The organism is Chryseobacterium proteolyticum, from assembly GCF_046591535.1.
Classification (GTDB): domain Bacteria; phylum Bacteroidota; class Bacteroidia; order Flavobacteriales; family Weeksellaceae; genus Chryseobacterium; species Chryseobacterium proteolyticum.
In genome coordinates this window covers 194,871-213,626 of sequence record NZ_JBJLWK010000006.1, presented here as the reverse complement: position 1 = coordinate 213,626, position 18,756 = coordinate 194,871, and the positions used below count along the sequence as shown (strand labels likewise).

Below are 18,756 nucleotides of genomic sequence, written 5' to 3'. Positions count from 1 at the left end.
AAAAGCGAAGACAAAATCTTCGCTTAATAACAATAAATATCGTAAAGGGCGCTTTCGCCCGGTAAATCTAATGATATAAATACTCTTTTATTCATTAGGTGCAAAGATATAACAATTAACCGAATTGACAAAACTAAAGTTCTAAAAAAATTAAAAAACTTTAATCACACCTTATTCTCATTTTTTCTTAATATTTTTGTTAAAATTCAAATTGCTCATATGGACGCCAAAGACAAAATGATTCTCAGTATTATCCAGGAAGACTCTACCTTATCAGTAAAAGAAATCTCCGAGAAGATAGGTCTTACTTTTACTCCTACTTATGAGCGTATCAAGCAGCTGGAGAAACAGGGTGTCATTGAAAAATATGTAGGCCTTCTGAATCGTGAAAAACTAGGCCTTAATATTGTGGTGTATTGTAATGTCCGGCTCAAAGAGCAATCCAAGAAAGTATTGGAGACTTTTGAGAAAAACATCAGCAAATATGACGAGGTTCAGGAAATCATAAGTCTCTCCGGAGAATATGATTATATGTTAAAGATCATCGCTAAAGACATCAACTCTTATAATGATTTTGCCGTAAGCGTGATTTCAAACATTCCTAATATTGGTCAGTACCACAGCTCCATCGTTCTGCATGAGGTTAAAAAATCCACCAAATTTAAAATTGACCTGGACTAACTTCTTTTAGCAGAAAGGCATAATGGCCATTATACGATTGGGCAATTCAGCTATTCTACCTTTTTGCCGGATTGGAAATCCAATGTACTGATTTACCCTACTATCTTATTTTTTAATTTATTGAACTGGTAGCTTACTTTATCCAGACAAAGGTTTCCGATACTTCCCTGGTGAGAATGATGGAGGTCTGTAATTTCATAATCAAACTCATTATTCTCAATTTCCTGTCCTACCTTTATATATGCATCACGGAAAGAACTTCCTTTTTTAATCTCTTCATTGATCTTCTCTACACTGAACAGATATTTATATTTCTCGTCTTCAAGAATACCATCCTTTACTTTAATATGTGGTAAAGTGTAGTTCAGGATTTCAAGACATTCCTTCAAAGAGTCAATCGCAGGAAATAAGATTTCTTTTGTGAGCTGCACATCTCTGTGATATCCCGACGGAAGATTATTCGTTAATAAGATAAGCTCATTGGGTAGCGATTGAATTCTGTTGCATCGTGCCCGTACCAGTTCGAAGATATCAGGATTCTTTTTATGGGGCATGATACTGCTTCCGGTAGTAAATTCTTTAGGAAAGCTTATGAAATCAAAATTCTGACTTAAATACAAGCATACATCATACGCAAATTTCCCAAGGGTCCCAGCCATTGTTGCCATTGCCATTGCAAGCATTTTTTCAGATTTACCACGGGTCATCTGTGCATATACTGCATTGTAATTCATCGTCTGGAAACCCAGATTATAGGTGGTACTTTCACGATCTATAGGAAAAGAGGAACCATAACCCGCAGCAGACCCTAACGGATTTTTATTAATGATGTTTTTTACTGAAAATAACATTTCAAGGTCGTCTAACAAAGCTTCTGCATAGGCTCCGAACCACAGTCCGAAGGAAGATGGCATTGCAATCTGTAAATGGGTATACCCGGGAAGCAACACATTTTTATGTTGGTCTGCCAGCTGGATAAGCAGTTGGAAAAACCCATCCGTAAGACCTGCTATTTCACGGATCTCATCCAGAAGGTATAGTTTTATATCCAGTAAAACCTGATCATTACGGGATCTTGCCGTATGAATTTTTTTACCGGTATCTCCTAATTTTTCAATCAGGATGGCTTCAACCTGTGAGTGGATATCTTCTGCCTGGGTATCGATTTCGAAATCTCCGTTTTCTATATCTTTTAATATCATCGACAGAACAGAGGTCATCTGTTCAGCTTCGTCATGGGAAATAATTCCAACCTCTGCAAGCATCTTACAATGCGCCAAAGAACCTTTAACATCATATTTCGCCAGACGTTCATCAAAATCAAGGTCTTTACCGACAGTAAACTTATTGACTAATATATTGGTGGCAAGATCATCTTTCTGCCATATCTTTTTCATAATTGTTTGTTTAAAATAGTATTAATTGATTTTAGGTTGTTTTTTTACCCAGCATGCTCTTTCCGTCTTCCTGAACTGAACATCTTCCACATTCAACAAAGTCTTTTATTTTTAATTGTCATTTTGCATAAATCTTATTAAAAACGATACTCTTCATTATGATCATGCTGGGTGTCAAAACATTTTCTTTAGATTTCAGATGTCAGATATTCAATACTTTCAAATAATTCTGATATCTGCTGTCTTTTACAAAACCCTTTCTAAAATCCGGATATAAATATCAATCCCTTCTTTTATCTCATGGAGTTCTATAAATTCATCAGCCGTATGAGAGCGCCTACTGTCTCCGGGACCGATCTTAACAGAAGTACATGGGATAATTGCCTGATCCGAAGATGTCGGGGAACCGTAAGTCGACCTTCCAATAGCCAGTCCTGCCTGTACAAAAGGATGGTCAGGTTCTATTTTTGAAGAATTCAGCCTGAAAGACCTTGCCGTAAGGTTGGATTTCATTTGGGACTGAATGATATCAAAAGCCTCTTCATTCGTATACTCATCCGTCACCCTCACATCCAATGTAAACTGGCAGGATTCGGGAACTACATTGTGCTGAACTCCTGCATGGATACCGGATAGGGTAATTTTAACCTCTCCGAGATAATCAGATACCTTTGGGAATTTAAAATGGGTGATATGCTGCAGATCCTCCATACATTTTACAATGGCATTATCATCATTGGGATGGGCAGCATGGGAAGCAGTGCCTTTCATTTCACCGTCAATGACAAGAAGTCCTTTTTCTGCTATCGCCAGATTCATCTGTGTAGGTTCTCCCACAATAGCCAGCTCCACATTAGGTAATTGTGGAAAAAGAGCTTCAATTCCATCAAATCCTGAAATTTCCTCCTCTGCCGTCAGGGCAATAATTAAATTATATTTTAAATCGTCTCTATTATAAAAATGTAAAAAGGTTTGTGCTAAAGAAACCAAGGATGCTCCTGCGTCATTGCTTCCCAAACCATACAGTCTTCCATCTTTTTCAATCGCCGTAAATGGATCCAGTGTATACGCTTTATTAGGTTTCACCGTATCATGATGGGTGTTCAATAACACAGAAGGTTTGGATGCGTCAAAATATTTATTGACAGCCCAGATGTTATTTTTAAAACGTTTTACCGGGATCAGATGCTTCTGAAAAAAGTTTTCAATAGCTACAGATGTATTGTACTCATCCTTGCTGAATGAAGGAATTTCAATCAGTTTTTTCAGCAGTTCAATAGCATTATCGAACAGTTCTTCTTGACTATAAACAGATTTCAGTGCCTCCATGATGGTTTTCTATATGGTTTTTTAATTGAGTTTCTTTTATTAAGAATACCTTATTTACATTGTTTTTAATCGCACCCAGTGCATTTTCAAGTTTTGGCAATATGCCTTTATGCAGTTTTCCTTCTTCTTTCAGGGTTGAAAAATCTTCGGACGATACACTTTTAATTACAGAATCAGGATCATTCACATTTTCCAATACTCCTTCTTTATCAAAACAATAGAGCAATTCCACATCGTATTTCTTCGATAAGGCCTGTGCAATCACCGAAGCTATTGTATCTGCATTGGTATTGAAAAGATTTCCTTTTTTATCATGCGTAATAGCCGAAAATACAGGAACAAGCTCAAGCTTAATTAATTTGGATATCAATTTATTATTGACGCTTTTCTTCTCAATGTCTCCTACAAATCCAAAATCAATTTCTGCATGTTCTCTTTTCTTGGCTTTAATCAAATTGGCATCAGCTCCCGAAAACCCTATTGCCTTACATTTTTTCTGCTGAAGTTTTGCGACAATATTTTTATTAATTCCACCTGCATACACCATTGCCACAATATCCAGAGTCTCCTTATCTGTAATTCTGCGCCCGTTGACGAGCTTCTGCTCAACTCCCAATTTATCAGCCAGGTCAGTAGCTAGCTTTCCGCCACCATGAACAAGAATCTTCTTTTCTTTGATTTGAGAAAACTGATCTAAAAACTGATCCAATAACTCTTCGTCATCAATTAAGGCACCTCCTATTTTTACAACAAAAAGCTTGTCCATAATCTCCTGTTATTTACTTTGGTTAATTTCATCCAGGATTTCACTGAATACTGCCTGAGCAGAAAAAATCCGGTTTTTAGCCTGTTGGTAAATAATAGAGTTTTCACCATCCATCACTTCGTCACTCAATTCTACATTCCGGCGAACCGGAAGACAATGCATTACTTTTCCGTTATTGGTTTGCGCTAACTTCTCAGCTGTCAACATCCAGTTTTCCTTCACTTCTGGTATCGCAGCATATTCATCAAAAGATGACCAGTTTTTAACATAGACAAAATCCGCATCTTTTAAAGCTTCATCCTGGTTATGAATGATTTTCGTCTGTTTTGTGAAGTTTGGATCCAAATCATATCCTTCAGGATTGGTGATAACAAAATCCACATCCATTTCCTGCATCCATTCCGTAAAGGAATTCGCAACTGCCTGAGCGATCGGCTTGATATGAGGAGCCCAAGTAAGGACTACTTTAGGCTTACGCTCTTCTTTCCAGTTTTCACTAATGGTTATACAATCCGCTAAACTCTGCAGAGGATGACGTGTTGCCGACTCCAAAGAAATTACAGGGACCTTCGCGTGTTGCTGAAACTGGCTTAGAATACTTTCATTCACATCATCTTCTTTACTTTTCATTCCCGCAAAGCAACGAACCGCAATGATATCGCAGTATTGATTCAATACTTCTATCGCATCTTTAATATGTTCTACAGTATCTCCGTTCATTACAGCTCCGTCAGCAAATTCAAGATTCCAGGCTTCTTGTGCAGCATTTAATGTTAAGATATTAAGTCCCAGGTTCTGTGCAGCGATCTGGCTGCTTAAACGGGTTCTCAGACTTGAGTTAAGAAATACCAATCCAATGGTTTTTCCCTTTCCTTTTTCGGTTTCAGAATGGGAATTTTCTTTTATATATAAGGCTTTTTTTATAATTTCCTGTAAGTTTTCAATATCGCTTACAGCAGTAAAGTTTTTCATTGTATAAATTTTATTTAATGGTCAACAGACTCTTATTTCTATATTTTTAAAACCATTAGAGACGTCTTATGACTATCCTATAGTTTTACCCTTTTACGATCCTGCAATTTTACGCTTAGCAATCTATCATTTTCGTTTTTGCAATTCCGCAATTTTCACTCTTACAATTTCGTCAGTACTTCCCTCAATGCATCAATGAAAAGATTTGTTTCCTCTTTCCTGATATTGAGTGCAGGAAGGATCCTCAGCACCGTTTTATCATTAGAATTTCCGGTAAAAATATGATGATCGTAAAGCAGGCTTTTCCTTACCTCTGCACAATCCCTGTCCAGCTCTATCCCTATCATCAGGCCTTTCCTTCGTATAGAGATGATATGTGGTAAATCTTCAATTTCTTTTTCGATATAGCTTCCCATATGCTCAGCATTATCAATAAGGCTTTCATCCCTGATAACATCTAACACTGCAATCGCTGCAGCACATGCCAGGTGATTACCTCCAAAAGTAGTTCCCAGCAAACCATGGCTTGCTTCAAATTTAGGATGGATCAGGACTCCACCAATCGGAAAGCCATTTCCCATTCCTTTTGCGGTTGTAATTATATCAGGCTGGATACCGAACTCCTGGTGAGCAAAGAAATAACCCGTTCTACCATATCCTGACTGAACCTCATCTAAGATCAAAATAGCATTATATTGATCGCATAGCTCTTTAATTCTAGATAAAAACTCCGGCGTTGGAATCATAATTCCACCCACTCCCTGAATCCCTTCAATAATCACCGAAGAAATTGAATCTCCCTGAGTTCTGAAAACTTCCTCTAATTGCTCTACATTATTCCACTCCGACTTTATGAAACGTTCGGAATAATTGACAGGTGCTACAATTTTCGGATTATCCGTTACGGAAACTGCCGCAGAGGTTCTTCCATGAAAAGAGCCGGAAAAATAAAGTACTTTACTTTTTCCATTATGAAAAGAAGCAAGTTTTAACGCATTTTCATTAGCTTCAGCTCCGGAATTACACAGGAAAAGATCATAGTCTTCGTATCCTGATATCTCTCCAAGTTTCGATGCCAGTTCAGTTTGCAATTCGTTTTGTACTGAATTGGAGTAAAAAGAAATTTTTTCTAACTGATCCCTTAATTTCTCCTGATAATAAGGATGATTATGACCTATAGAGATCACTGCATGGCCTCCATAAAAATCAAGGTACTTTTCTCCCTTATCATCCCAAAGAAATGATCCCTTTGCTTTTACAGGATTTATATTGAATAATGGATATACGTTAAATAAGTTCATTTTTTTTTAATTGAAGTTGAAAATTTTTAGTTACCGGTTTCGGGTTATTGTTTTACAATTCCATCCTTCCCCATTTTACTTTTATAAGAATGTATTTAAAAACCTATTGGTTTCAAATCCAGTCCCAGGTTTTCTTCCCATCCCATGGCAATATTCATATTCTGAACAGCCTGTCCGGAAGCTCCTTTTAACAAATTATCAATCGCTGAGTGAATAACAACAACATTATTATTCTTTTCAACATGAATCACACTGCGATTGGTATTGATAACCTGTTTGAGATCAATTGCTTTCTCACTTACCTTTACAAAAGGTGCATCTTCATAAAACTTCCTATACAATGTCTCAATATCCGAAAGCTCCAGGTCTGATTTAACCGTTGAGCTGGTAAAAATCCCTCTTGTAAAATCTCCCCTCCAGGGAACAAAATTCAGGCTAACGTCTTTATTGTTAAAAGAATTCACTTGCTGCAAAATCTCATCTACATGCTGATGGGTAAGTGTTTTATATGCAGAAATATTATCATTTCTCCAGGTAAAATGAGTGGTTGCCTGTAAAGACTGCCCGGCTCCTGTCGATCCGGTAATTCCTGTTGTATACACATCATGCAAAAGTCCTTTTTCAGCCAATGGCAATAGAGCCAGCTGGATAGCAGTTGCAAAACATCCCGGGTTGGCAATACTTTTTACCCCTAAAAGATTTTTTTTATTGATTTCCGGAAGCCCGTAGATAAAATTTCTGTTTCCGAAAGCACCTTCCAAACGAAAATCATTTCCCAGATCAATCACCAACGTCTCATCTGTAAGAGCATTCTGATTCAGCCAATTCTGACTTTCCTTATGAGGAAGACACAAAAAAAGAATATCTACAGCCGAAGGTTTGTCCGTTAAATCCATTTCACAAACCGTCGCTAAATCCGGGTACAGATCAGAAATCTTTGTACCCGAATTAGAACGACTATATAAAAAACTCAATTCAATATTGGGATGAAAAGCCAACAGGCGCACCAATTCACTACCGGTATATCCGTTAGCTCCTACAATTCCTACCGTTTTCATATTTTTACGCCGTTAATCTGGTGGTAAATATTCAGGGAATTGCTTACAATTTTTGTGTACCCTTTTACATCGTCTCCGCTCCATGCTCTGTTTGCCTCTCCGTAACTTCCAAAGTGATCAGACATCAGATCATGTTCAGATTCAATGCCATTCAAAACGAATCTGTAAGGATAAAGAGTGATGAAAACTTTTCCTGTTACCATTTTCTGAGAGTCAGTAAGGAAAGATTCTATATTTCTCATCACAGGATCTAAAAACAATGCCTCATGCAGCCAGTTCCCATACCAGTCGGACAATTGCGACTTCATCATTTGCTGGTATTTCGATAAAGTATGTTTTTCCAATAAATGATGGGACTTGATGATCACAGATGCAGCAGCCGCCTCGAATCCTACTCTTCCTTTAATTCCGACAATAGTATCCCCTACGTGAATATCCCTTCCGATACCGTAAGCAGAAGCCAATTGTTCTATTTTCTGGATAGCATACACAGGATGGCTGAAGTTCTCCCCATTTACTGCTGTAATTTCACCGTTTTTAAATTCGATTTCCAGTTCAGATGACTGGGTTTCTTTGATCTGCGACGGAAAGGCCTCTTCCGGAAGGTTATTTCTGGAAGTCAGCGTCTCCTTTCCACCCACAGAAGTCCCCCACAACCCCTTATTAACAGAATACTGAGCCTTTTGAAACTCCATATCATATCCGTGGCTTTTCAGGAATTCAATCTCCTCTTCTCTCGAAAGTGCCATATCACGGATCGGCGTGATAATCTCAACATGGGGAGCCATTACCTGGAAAATCAGATCAAAACGAACCTGGTCATTTCCCGCTCCTGTGCTTCCATGAGCAATAGCATCCGCCCCTTTTTCCAGTGCATATTTTGCAATTTCCTGAGCCTGAATGGTACGCTCAGCGCTTACGGAAAGCGGATAAGTATTATTTTTCAATACATTTCCGAAGATCAGATACTTCACACATGAATTATAGTAATCTTCCTGAGCGTCAATACACCTGTATTCCTTTACCCCTAATTTCAGGGCTCTGTTTTCAAGTTCTTTTTCTTCTTCTTTTGAAAAACCTCCTGTATTCACAGTTACTGCATACACCTCATATCCCAGGCTTTCACTAAGATATTTGGCACAGTAAGAGGTATCCAAACCACCACTAAACGCTAAGATTACTTTCTTTTTCATCGATCTTCTTTTTCGTATTATTGTTCGTATAATGTAATCCACCGGATGTAATCTGCCCCGAAGACAAAAGCCCATCCTGATTTACTTCATCATTATCCTTATTTTGAGGTTCATTATTTTTCACCTCCTTTATATCATTGTTGGAAGGAATAAAAAGCATTGCTGTACATAAGCAGTTCTTTCTTTCCTTTTTCATTAAAATTTCGTAATTCACACAGTTTTTACAACCATTCCAAAATTCCTCATCCTGCGTAAGCTCAGAATAAATAACGGGCTTATAACCTAAATCGCTGTTGATTTTCATGACAGCCAACCCGGTTGTTAATCCAAAAACCTTAGCCGCAGGAAATTTACCCCTTGATAACTGGAAAACTTTATTTTTAATCAGGGTCGCAACACCCCTGTTCCTGTATTTTGGCGAAACGATCAGCCCCGAATTGGCCACAAACTGACCGTGGGACCAGGTCTCTATATAGCAGAAACCTACCCATTCCCCGTTTTCAGTAGCAACAACGGCATTGCCTTCTGAAATCTTCTTACTTAAATATTCTATGGAACGTTTTGCGATCCCCGTTCCTCTCCGTTGTGCAGAATCATACATTTCCTGCTGTATTTCACTCACATACATTAAATGTTCGCATGAGGAAATTTCTATTTCCATTTATTTATCTGAATTTTTTGGCAAATTTAAAGCATAATAACTTTAATAACCAAATTAAAAAGATATTTTTTTTGTTTAAATGATTATTACAAGATAATATATCTTATTTGAAATATATAATTTTGCTAAATTATTATATATTTGCTAAAATATTATATATGGAAAATAAATGCCCTAAATGCAATAGCACCCACCTTGTAAAAAGTGGGGTGATCAATCAGAAACAAAGATTTCATTGCAAATCCTGCAATTATTATTTCACCGTAAAAAAAAATAGGCAAGCAGATCGATGACTACTACGTTACCAAAGCCCTTCAGCTTTACCTCGAAGGATTAAGCTTCCGCGAAATAGAAAGGATTATCGGTGTCTCTCATGTAACCATAAGCTCATGGATCAAGAAATACAATATCACCCGGCCACCGCATTCCGAATTCCATCCCGTATATAAAATCCTGAAGCAAAACGAATTGATCGAATACATGTCCAATGAAGACAATATTAAAAACTCAGGATTGATCATCACACAGTTCGCAGATAAATACATGTTGATCAAGTGGGAACGGTTTAAAAATTAAACAGACAAAAAGAAGGAATCATAAAATTACCTATTTGCAAAATCAGGAAATGAAACTCTCTATTCCGAGCCTTCAGCTCGAACTAACAAACAGGCACTTATAATAAAACTATATACTTACCATTAATATATATTAAATTTCTCTAAATAAATTATTAATTCCAATTTGGCTTTCACAAAATTAACGCCAAAAAATTGATAATTTATGAAGAAAATACTCACTTTTATTGGATTAGCTTTAATCAGCAATACATTATACTCCCAGGGATCTCCCGACTACGGAAACGGATTAAAAATAAACCTTAATCCTGAAGGAGATAAATTTGTCAGATTTATTTTATGGGATCAGTTCTGGTTAAGGAACTCACAAATGAACCCGGGAAGTATGGTCGGAGGAGAACCCACAGACAATACCTGGAATGTAGGGAACCGCAGACTCCGTGCTTTAACGTACGCCCAGGTTACTAAGCGATACATGATCCTCCTTCACTTCGGTATCAATAACCAAACCTTCATCAATGGAGGAGCGCCGGGTACAACAGGAACAGGAGGAAACGGAAATGGCAAAAAAACACAGCTTTTTTTCCATGATGCATGGAATGAATATGCAGTCCTGATGCCGGGAGAAGCAGGAAAATTTACTTTAACATTAGGAGCTGGGCTGCATTATTATATGGGACTCTCCAGAATGACTATGGCCTCCACCCTCAATTTTTTAACCCTCGATTCTCCTATATTTTCGTGGCCGTTAATCGATAGCTCTGATCAGTTCGCAAGACAACTGGGTATGTTTGCCAAAGGAAAGTATGGAAAACTTGAATACCGCCTCAGCTTAAACAAGCCCTTCGCCACAGATCTGGTTCCTGTAAATGTAACCGATCCCTCAAAAGCTGTTGCGGTAGATAATAACGGAAATCCCAGCTTTTCAAAAGCCGGATACGTAGAATATCAGTTTCTGGACGAAGAGTCCAATACCCTTCCTTTCAAAGTTGGATCATATCTGGGAACAAAGAAAGTGTTTAATGTAGGAGCCGGCTTTTATCATCAGGCGGACGGAACCAGAACTTCCGTAAACTCAAATATCGAAAAGCACGACATCACTCTTCTAGCTGTTGATGCTTTTGCAGATATCCCTTTGGGAAATGCCAAACATAAAATGGCAGTTTCTGCCTACGCAGGATATTATAATTATCAGTTCGGCCCCAATTATATCCGAAACCTGGGGACTATGAATATCGCAGCAGCTGATCCTAACTTTGTAGGACAAAAGGTAATTGCCGGACCTGGAAACTTACAACCGACAATTGGAACAGGTAATATTATCTATGCACAAGCCGGATTATTACTTCCCAACGAAGCAGAAAAGCCTAAAATCAGAATTCAGCCGTTTGCAGCATATACCCATAAAAACTTTGAAGCCTTCGACAAGTCGTCTTCACAGTTTGACGTTGGAGCCAACTGGTTTATAGACGGACATCACGCTAAAATAACAACCCAGTACTCCACCAGACCTGTTTATACCAACCCTACCGAGCGTCCAAAATCCAAAGGCGAGTTCATTGTTCAGTTTCAGATTTATTTATAATAACAGACTCGTTTAAACCCACATAAAAAAATTAACTAACATCAAAATCAAGTGATATGAGCGAAAACCATCATGAAAGCTATGAAAATATGACCGATAAGCAGAAGAACAGAACCATATGGAGCGTTATTACTGCATCTTCACTCGGTACACTGATAGAATGGTACGATTTCTATATTTTCGGAAGTTTAGCTGTTGTGCTGGCAACAAAATTCTTTCCGGCAGACAACCCTACCGCAGCATTTTTATCTACCCTGGCCACTTTTGCCGCAGGATTTGTTGTACGACCTTTCGGAGCCCTGTTCTTCGGAAGATTAGGAGATATTATCGGACGAAAATACACCTTCCTGGTCACCCTGCTGATCATGGGATTTTCCACTTTCCTTATCGGATGTATTCCCAGTTATGAAACCATTGGATTTATGGCTCCGGTTCTGGTTCTGATCCTGAGATTATTACAAGGACTGGCCCTGGGAGGAGAATATGGAGGTGCAGCAACTTACGTTGCAGAATACGCACAACCCCACAGAAGAGGCTATTGGACTTCATGGATCCAGACCACTGCTACCGCCGGACTTTTTATCTCATTGATTGTTATTTTAATAACAAAAAACACACTTTCTGCAGAGGAATTCGACGGCTGGGGATGGAGAGTTCCTTTCTGGATTTCTATTTTAATGGTGGGCGTCTCTTACATCATCAGAAAAAACATGAAGGAATCACCGCTTTTTGCTAAAGCCAAAAGTGAAGGTAAAACATCAAAAAATCCATTAAAAGAAAGTTTCGGAAATAAATACAACTTCAAATTCGTCCTGCTGGCGTTGTTCGGAGCCGCAATGGGACAAGGTGTCATCTGGTATACAGGACAGTTTTATGCCATGAGCTTTCTGCAAAAAGTAATGAATGTAGAATCTGCTCAGGTTGATTCATTAATGGCCACCGCACTATTTTTAGGCACACCATTCTTCGTATTTTTTGGATGGCTTTCGGATAAACTGGGCAGAAAAGCCGTTATGATGACCGGGATGCTGGTTGCCATTTTAGCTTACCGCCCGATTTACAACAGCATGTACAAGAGTGTTAATCTCGAAAGCAAAACCATAGCTTCCAACGGCATCAGTGAAAAGAGAACAGCAAAAATCCATAAAGATATTGCCAGCGACAGCCTGATCACTTTCCATAAGGAAACCCTCTTTACGGATGGAACTTTAATAAAAAAAGACAGTATCATACACTGGTCGGCAAACGGCCCCGTTATAAAAGACGGAAAGATCGAGGAACCTAAGGTGTCACAGTCCTTAAAGCTCAGTGACGATACCAAATGGTACCTGATATTCCTGGTGTTCATTCAGGTGATCTTCGTAACGATGGTGTATGGTCCTATCGCAGCATTCCTGGTAGAAATGTTCCCGGTAAGAATACGCTACACTTCCATGTCATTGCCTTACCACATTGGTAATGGTGTATTTGGAGGACTATTACCTGCAGTAGCCACTTACCTCGTAACCACCGGAAAAGAGGCAGGACATCCTTCATGGTATCTTCAGGGACTGTGGTATCCTATCGGTGTTGCAGCCGTGTGTTTACTCATCGGATTATTTTATCTTAAGAGCAAGAACAATAATATCCACGATTAACCACTGAATCAGTCAAATTTTTATTAATTTTAAAACTACTAAAATGAACGGACTAAAAAAAATATTAGGTATCCTCTGGATTTTAATTGCTTTGGTTGTAGGATATTTCGGGATCACCGTTTTGGGTATTCCAAAAATCACTTCAGGAAAGCAGGAAGACCTTGTTTTTGGCATCATCATCCTTTTTGTTTTGATGCCAATTATTTCCGGAGGACTGGCAGTCTTTGGATATTACGCCTTAACCGGAGAATATTCTGACGACAAAATATAATTATTAATGATGAATGATAATTGATGAACAATCTGTACAAAGGATCTGTTCATCAATTGTCTTTTATCCATCATCATGTATGAAAAAAAGACACGAACAAAAACTGATCATACTAAGCATTGGATTAGTCATTCTCTTCAGCATTCCTATTTCATTGTTATTCAACAGTGAAAAAGATACTTTTGGCTATCCCGTGATTTTGATCTACATCTTCGCCGTCTGGATGATTTCGATCATCATATCGTTTATAATCGTGAAAAAATATGATGAGTAGTTTTGCTTTATTTGTTGTTGTCCTGCTTTACCTGGCCCTTCTATTTGTGGTCGCCCACCTGGCAGAAAAGAAAAAAAGCAAGTTATGGATCAACAATCCTTACATCTATGCGTTATCCTTAGCAGTATACTGTACAGCTTGGACCTATTACGGGAGTATTGGCGTTGCTGCCACTAGCGGACTCAACTATCTTCCCATCTACGTAGGACCTATTGTCATTATTCCTGCATGGATATTTATCAACACACGAATCGTAAGAATTTCACGAATCAATAAAATAAGCAGTCTCGCCGATTTTATTTCACTGCGCTACGGAAACAGCAGAAGCTTTAGTGCCGTTATTACCATCGTTTGCCTTTTAGCAATCGTCCCTTATATAGGTTTACAGATTAAAGCCATATCAGAAACCTTCCATTTGGTTACGAAAACTCCGGTATCTCAAAATATTTTAACCGATAATGCAACCTTCGTAGTGGTTTTGATTGCTTTATTTTCCTCCTACTACGGAACAAGATATGTGGATGCTTCAGAAAAGCGCCTTGGAATCATATCCGCTATTGCCTTGGAAAGTTTTCTAAAGCTGTTTTTCATTATCATCCTTGGATTATTTGTGATTTATTTTGCCTTTGACGGATTTTCAGATATTTATGAAAAGGCAAGCAAATTCGAAGATTTCAAACAAAAGAATACATTCAATGGTATTGAAGGTGCTTTGAACTGGATGATCTTATGTATGATCTCTGCAACAGCTATTTGTATCCTTCCAAGACAGTTTCATACAGCCATCGTAGAAAACAGGCAGGAAAAACACATCAAAACCGCCATTTGGTTTTTCCCTCTCTATCTTTTAATTTTTACCATTTTCATTTTTCCAATTGCCTGGGGAGGCAGGCTTTTATTTAACGGACAGAATGTAAACCCTGAATTCTATTCGATCCTGATCCCTCAATATTTTGACAACACTTTAATCACAGTATTTGTTTTCCTTGGAGGACTGAGTTCTTGTATTTCAATGATCATTATATCCGCGATCACATTATCCATCATGCTTTCCAATAACCTCATCATTCCTTACGGTTTACTGGGAAAATTTAAATCTGAAAATGAAATTCAAAACACAAGAAGCATAACGAATATCAGGAAGATAAGTATTTTTGCCCTCATCATAATGGCTTTTGCCTTTTACAAGTATTTTATCCTTAAAACATCCCTGGATTCAGTGGGCCTGATCTCTTTTGTTGTTATTGCCCAACTGGCACCTGCCTTTTTCGGAGCTTTATTCTGGAGAAGAGGAACCTATAAAGGTGCAGTAATAGGGCTTCTTGCCGGGCTGGCCATTTGTTATTTCGGTCTGATTATCCCACAGTATTATTTTTCTTACAATCAGGAATTCAAAGGAGTATTGAGAGATATGTATACTGTTTTTGATTTTTTCAGGATTCCTTACTTAAGTAAGATCCCGGAAATTTTCTTTTGGTCAATCTTAGTAAACACCGGGCTATTTACTACAATTTCAGTCAGCGTAAAAGGAAATTACAGGGAACGAAACTTTGCCGAGCTGTATGTGGATGTTGATAAATATATTCAAAACCATGAAAACGCCTTTATCTGGCGGGGTACGGCTTATGTTTCGGATATAAAAAACATCCTGGAACGATTTTTAGGAAAAAAGAAAACAGAACAGGCACTGCGGATATTTAATTTAAAATACAACATCGATTCTCAAACCGAAACAGCGGATTCCAGGTTTATAAAATTCTCTGAAAACCTTCTTGCAGGAAGAATAGGAACCGCTTCTGCGAAGATTCTCATTGAAGGTGTAACGAAAGAAGATAAAATTTCTTTAAAGGAAGTCCTGAACATCCTCGAAGAATCAAAAGAGAATATTACACTCAACAAAAAACTGACTGAAAAATCCAAAGAACTTAAACAACTTTCTGAAGAACTTACCGTAGCTAATGAAAGTTTAATAATTAAAGACCGTCAAAAGGACGATTTCCTGGATTCCGTCGCACACGAACTGAGAACTCCTATCACGGCCATCCGTTCTGCGGGAGAGATTCTAGCCGATGACGATGATATCCCTGCGGACATCAAAAGAGAATTTTTAAACAATATTATTACGGAATCCGATCGTTTAAGTGAGATCATTAATGACATTCTTTATCTTGATAAGCTGGAACATGGAGAAATTGCCCTTACGATAAAGAAAAACGACATCACAGAAACCTACAGGAAGGCATTAAATCCTATCCTCCACCTGATCCAGCAGAAAGATATCCAGGTTAGTGAAACCAATCTTCTCACAGAAAGCGTATTTGAATACGATGAAGCAAGAATGATCCAATTGTTTCAGAATATCCTTGGAAATGCTTTGAAATTTGCAGATCAGCAGGGAGAGATACAAACCCGTTTTTTAAAAAATGAAAATGCCTTAAATATCACTATCTTCAATACGGGTAAACCTATTCCTGAAGAAGATCTGGAGATGATTTTTAATAAATTTTATCAGTCTAAAAATCAGAATATTTTAAAACCAACAGGAAGCGGGCTTGGGCTTGCCATCTCAAAGCAGATTATTGAGGCCCACGGAGGTATAATCTACGCTGAAAACAAAAGCTCAGGAGTAATATTTACCATAAGCCTTCCGGAAAATATATATAAAGATGAAGTCGAACAGTACTAAAAACACATTATGAAAAAAATAATCATTGCAGATGATGAACATAAAATACTGATGTCTCTGGAATATAGTTTCAAAAAAAAACGGCTATGACGTATTCATCGCCAGAGACGGTACTGAGGTATTGGATTTTCTTAAAACTATGGTTCCCGATGTTATCCTTCTGGATATTATGATGCCGAATCTTGACGGATACAGCACCCTGGAAGCCATTAAAGAACAGGAACAGCTGAAACATACAAAAGTTATTTTCCTGAGTGCCAAAAACAATCCAAAAGACATTGAAAAAGGCCTCGAAATGGGAGCTGATGCCTATGTTACGAAACCCTACTCTATCAAGAAGCTGATACAGCAGATTGAGGAATTATTGGATAACTGAGAATAAAAGCTTGGAGAAGCCAGATACAAGACTGCGGACTATCACAAAACAAAAAAAAACACGAAATACTATTATTAATATGAATGCAGAAGATTTATTTAAAAGAAGTATCGAAGACAAAGAAAATTTCTGGAAGGAACAAGCCCGGGAAATAAACTGGTATACATTTCCTCAACAAATTCTTTCGGGAGATACAGACCGCTATCCGGAATGGTATCCGGATGGGCAGCTTAATATGTCTTATCTGTGTATAGATCAACATATTGAAGATGGTTTTGGAGATCAGATCGCTATCATTTATGACTCTCCTGTTACAGACCAGAAAAAAACATACACATTCAGGCAACTGCAGGAAGAGGTTTCAAAATTTGCCGGCGGACTTGCTTCTTTAGGATTAAAAAAAGGAGATACCGCTGTAATTTATATGCCGATGATCCCACAAACCCTTTTTGCAATGCTGGCCTGTGCCCGGATTGGAGTAATTCACAATGTTGTTTTCGGAGGATTTGCCCCGCATGAACTTGTGGTAAGAATTGATGATTGCAAGCCTAAAGCTTTGATTACCGCTACTGCAGGAATAGAAATTGCCAAAAGAATTCCTTATCTGCCATTGGTAGAAAAAGCAATTGAGCTGGCTCAGGACAAAGTGGATCACATCATTGTTTATAACCGTAAGCTGGTCGATAATAAAGATGAAATGTTTGATGGTCTGATCGATTATGAAGAACTCACTCAGAAGTCTTCCCCGGTTTCTCCTGTTCCGGTGGAGTCTACCCACCCACTCTATCTTCTTTATACTTCAGGAACAACAGGAAAACCCAAAGGAATAACAAGAGATACGGGAGGCTACGCAACAGCCCTGAAGTTCTCAATGAAATATATTTATGGGATTGAGCCTGGAGAAACCTACTGGGCTGCTTCCGATTTCGGATGGGCGGTGGGACATAGTTTTTCCGTCTATGGACCTTTAATAAACAGAAACACGACCATCATTTTTGAGGGCAAACCAATTATGACTCCGGATGCCGGAACTTTCTGGCGCATCATTTCAGAATATAAGGTTTCAGCCATGTTTACCGCTCCTACAGCCATCAGGGCCATAAAAAAAAGAAGATCCGGACGGGGAGCTCGTCAAAAAGTACGATCTATCGCATTTTAAAAAGCAATTTTTGGCAGGCGAACGGTGTGATGTGGCTACCCTGGATTGGTTCAGTAAACACATTGGAGTACCCGCCATTGATCACTGGTGGCAGACGGAATCGGGTTGGCCAATGCTGGGACTGATGACTTTTGATCATCATTATACCATTAAAAGAGCAGCAGCAGGAAAGCCTATTCCGGGGTATGACATTAAAATATTCGATGAAAATGGTTTTGAACTCGATCCTCATCAGGAAGGCTATCTGGTGATCAAACTCCCCCTGCCTCCAGGTGCACTTTCCGGAATATGGAAAGATGAAGAACGTTTTCAGAACAGCTACTTATCACAATATAAAGGATATTACTTCTCCGGAGACGGAGCCATACAGGATGAGGACGGGTATTTTTTCATCACCGGAAGAGTGGATGACGTTATCAACGTTGCAGGACACAGGCTCTCCACTTCGGAAATGGAGGAAATTGTTGCTTCCCATCCGGAAGTTGCTGAATGTGCCGTAGTAGGAATCGATAATGAGCTGAAAGGACAAGTTCCTTTTGCCACTGTAGTATTAAAAAACGGTTCCACGATTTCAGAGGAAGATCTTGAAAAAGACATTGTACGAATGGTACGGGAGAAAATAGGAGCAGTCGCACTTTTAAAGAATGCCATGGTTGTAAAACGATTACCCAAAACACGCTCAGGAAAAATCCTGCGAAAACTTATCCGGACTCTTCTGGATGGAAAAGAATTTCAGGTTCCCTCGACGATAGACGACGATCAGATCATTGAGGAAATACAAGAAAAAATCGTTAATTACAGGGCAAAATTCACAAATTAGACATACATTTAATAT

General features: G+C 38.5%; 16 protein-coding genes and 2 pseudogenes. 10 read left to right on the top strand and 8 right to left on the bottom strand.

What is annotated here, in order from left to right; genetic code table 11:
* The first annotated feature begins 219 nt into the window (after positions 1–219).
* Positions 220–681: an Lrp/AsnC family transcriptional regulator gene (locus ACJ5H0_RS20515; RefSeq protein ID WP_172277890.1), complete on the top strand. Its 462-nt coding sequence runs from the start codon at positions 220–222 to the stop codon at positions 679–681.
* A gap of 92 nt (positions 682–773) precedes the next feature.
* On the opposite strand, the gene argH is transcribed toward ACJ5H0_RS20515, so the two are convergent.
* From argH to ACJ5H0_RS20475, 8 genes are all read right to left on the bottom strand, one after another.
* Positions 774–2,078, bottom strand: a complete 1,305-nt coding sequence (gene argH / locus ACJ5H0_RS20510; protein ID WP_411251844.1) for an argininosuccinate lyase — start codon at positions 2,076–2,078, stop codon at positions 774–776.
* Positions 2,079–2,324: 246 nt separating this feature from the next.
* On the bottom strand, positions 2,325–3,407 hold the full coding sequence (locus ACJ5H0_RS20505) for a M20 family metallo-hydrolase (RefSeq protein WP_411251843.1): 1,083 nt from the start codon (positions 3,405–3,407) through the stop codon (positions 2,325–2,327).
* Positions 3,382–4,173 (bottom strand): acetylglutamate kinase, encoded by a 792-nt coding sequence (gene argB, locus ACJ5H0_RS20500; RefSeq protein ID WP_411251842.1) that lies wholly within the window; start codon positions 4,171–4,173, stop codon positions 3,382–3,384. Before argB ends, ACJ5H0_RS20505 begins: the two co-directional genes overlap by 26 nt.
* Positions 4,174–4,182: 9 nt before the next feature.
* Complete coding sequence (locus ACJ5H0_RS20495; RefSeq protein WP_411251841.1) at positions 4,183–5,145, bottom strand: N-acetylornithine carbamoyltransferase; 963 nt, start codon at positions 5,143–5,145, stop codon at positions 4,183–4,185.
* Between the two features lie 161 nt (positions 5,146–5,306).
* Positions 5,307–6,446 carry an aspartate aminotransferase family protein gene (locus ACJ5H0_RS20490; RefSeq protein ID WP_411251840.1) on the bottom strand — a complete coding sequence of 380 codons (1,140 nt, stop codon included), beginning with the start codon at positions 6,444–6,446 and terminating at the stop codon, positions 5,307–5,309.
* Between the two features lie 95 nt (positions 6,447–6,541).
* Positions 6,542–7,504, bottom strand: coding sequence for an N-acetyl-gamma-glutamyl-phosphate reductase (gene argC, locus ACJ5H0_RS20485; protein ID WP_411251839.1), 963 nt, complete (start codon positions 7,502–7,504; stop codon positions 6,542–6,544).
* On the bottom strand, positions 7,501–8,697 hold the full coding sequence (gene argG / locus ACJ5H0_RS20480) for an argininosuccinate synthase (protein WP_411251838.1): 1,197 nt from the start codon (positions 8,695–8,697) through the stop codon (positions 7,501–7,503). The genes argC and argG overlap by 4 nt, the downstream gene beginning before the upstream one ends.
* Positions 8,669–9,358 carry a GNAT family N-acetyltransferase gene (locus ACJ5H0_RS20475; protein WP_411251837.1) on the bottom strand — a complete coding sequence of 230 codons (690 nt, stop codon included), beginning with the start codon at positions 9,356–9,358 and terminating at the stop codon, positions 8,669–8,671. The genes argG and ACJ5H0_RS20475 overlap by 29 nt, the downstream gene beginning before the upstream one ends.
* A 158-nt stretch (positions 9,359–9,516) precedes the next feature.
* Between ACJ5H0_RS20475 and ACJ5H0_RS23180 the strand changes: the two genes are divergently transcribed.
* The 9 genes and pseudogenes from ACJ5H0_RS23180 to ACJ5H0_RS20435 all read left to right on the top strand — a co-directional run bounded on the left by ACJ5H0_RS23180 (position 9,517) and on the right by ACJ5H0_RS20435 (position 18,741).
* Positions 9,517–9,651 (top strand): IS1/IS1595 family N-terminal zinc-binding domain-containing protein, encoded by a 135-nt coding sequence (locus ACJ5H0_RS23180; protein WP_458796247.1) that lies wholly within the window; start codon positions 9,517–9,519, stop codon positions 9,649–9,651.
* A complete protein-coding gene (locus ACJ5H0_RS20470) occupies positions 9,632–9,934 on the top strand; it encodes a terminase gpP N-terminus-related DNA-binding protein (RefSeq protein WP_411251934.1) in 303 nt (100 codons plus the stop codon). Before ACJ5H0_RS23180 ends, ACJ5H0_RS20470 begins: the two co-directional genes overlap by 20 nt.
* A gap of 204 nt (positions 9,935–10,138) precedes the next feature.
* Positions 10,139–11,518 carry a porin gene (locus ACJ5H0_RS20465; protein WP_411251836.1) on the top strand — a complete coding sequence of 460 codons (1,380 nt, stop codon included), beginning with the start codon at positions 10,139–10,141 and terminating at the stop codon, positions 11,516–11,518.
* A 56-nt stretch (positions 11,519–11,574) separates the two neighbouring features.
* Positions 11,575–13,155 (top strand): MFS transporter, encoded by a 1,581-nt coding sequence (locus ACJ5H0_RS20460; RefSeq protein ID WP_345989416.1) that lies wholly within the window; start codon positions 11,575–11,577, stop codon positions 13,153–13,155.
* A gap of 43 nt (positions 13,156–13,198) precedes the next feature.
* Positions 13,199–13,426: a DUF6814 family protein gene (locus ACJ5H0_RS20455; RefSeq protein ID WP_172277871.1), complete on the top strand. Its 228-nt coding sequence runs from the start codon at positions 13,199–13,201 to the stop codon at positions 13,424–13,426.
* A 79-nt stretch (positions 13,427–13,505) separates the two neighbouring features.
* On the top strand, positions 13,506–13,700 hold the full coding sequence (locus ACJ5H0_RS20450; RefSeq protein WP_306611580.1) for a hypothetical protein: 195 nt from the start codon (positions 13,506–13,508) through the stop codon (positions 13,698–13,700).
* Entirely contained in the window at positions 13,693–16,386 is a 2,694-nt protein-coding gene (locus ACJ5H0_RS20445) for an ATP-binding protein (RefSeq protein WP_411251933.1), read from the top strand. Before ACJ5H0_RS20450 ends, ACJ5H0_RS20445 begins: the two co-directional genes overlap by 8 nt.
* Before the next feature lie 9 nt (positions 16,387–16,395).
* Positions 16,396–16,762: pseudogene (locus tag ACJ5H0_RS20440) on the top strand (response regulator transcription factor).
* Positions 16,763–16,841: 79 nt separating this feature from the next.
* Positions 16,842–18,741 (top strand): annotated as a pseudogene (locus tag ACJ5H0_RS20435) (AMP-binding protein).
* The last annotated feature ends 15 nt before the right edge of the window (positions 18,742–18,756 follow it).

What these genes read in the sequence shown, in the direction of transcription:
- ACJ5H0_RS20445 (WP_411251933.1), top strand. Translation starts at nt 13,693, where the DNA reads ATGAGTAGTTTTGCTTTATTTGTTGTTGTCCTGCTTTACCTGGCCCTT.
- ACJ5H0_RS20450 (WP_306611580.1), top strand. Translation starts at nt 13,506, where the DNA reads ATGAAAAAAAGACACGAACAAAAACTGATCATACTAAGCATTGGATTA.
- argH (WP_411251844.1), bottom strand. Translation starts at nt 2,078, where the DNA reads ATGAAAAAGATATGGCAGAAAGATGATCTTGCCACCAATATATTAGTC.
- argG (WP_411251838.1), bottom strand. Translation starts at nt 8,697, where the DNA reads ATGAAAAAGAAAGTAATCTTAGCGTTTAGTGGTGGTTTGGATACCTCT.
- ACJ5H0_RS20455 (WP_172277871.1), top strand. Translation starts at nt 13,199, where the DNA reads ATGAACGGACTAAAAAAAATATTAGGTATCCTCTGGATTTTAATTGCT.
- ACJ5H0_RS23180 (WP_458796247.1), top strand. Translation starts at nt 9,517, where the DNA reads ATGGAAAATAAATGCCCTAAATGCAATAGCACCCACCTTGTAAAAAGT.
- argC (WP_411251839.1), bottom strand. Translation starts at nt 7,504, where the DNA reads ATGAAAACGGTAGGAATTGTAGGAGCTAACGGATATACCGGTAGTGAA.
- ACJ5H0_RS20475 (WP_411251837.1), bottom strand. Translation starts at nt 9,358, where the DNA reads ATGGAAATAGAAATTTCCTCATGCGAACATTTAATGTATGTGAGTGAA.
- ACJ5H0_RS20495 (WP_411251841.1), bottom strand. Translation starts at nt 5,145, where the DNA reads ATGAAAAACTTTACTGCTGTAAGCGATATTGAAAACTTACAGGAAATT.
- ACJ5H0_RS20465 (WP_411251836.1), top strand. Translation starts at nt 10,139, where the DNA reads ATGAAGAAAATACTCACTTTTATTGGATTAGCTTTAATCAGCAATACA.
- ACJ5H0_RS20490 (WP_411251840.1), bottom strand. Translation starts at nt 6,446, where the DNA reads ATGAACTTATTTAACGTATATCCATTATTCAATATAAATCCTGTAAAA.
- argB (WP_411251842.1), bottom strand. Translation starts at nt 4,173, where the DNA reads ATGGACAAGCTTTTTGTTGTAAAAATAGGAGGTGCCTTAATTGATGAC.
- ACJ5H0_RS20515 (WP_172277890.1), top strand. Translation starts at nt 220, where the DNA reads ATGGACGCCAAAGACAAAATGATTCTCAGTATTATCCAGGAAGACTCT.
- ACJ5H0_RS20460 (WP_345989416.1), top strand. Translation starts at nt 11,575, where the DNA reads ATGAGCGAAAACCATCATGAAAGCTATGAAAATATGACCGATAAGCAG.
- ACJ5H0_RS20505 (WP_411251843.1), bottom strand. Translation starts at nt 3,407, where the DNA reads ATGGAGGCACTGAAATCTGTTTATAGTCAAGAAGAACTGTTCGATAAT.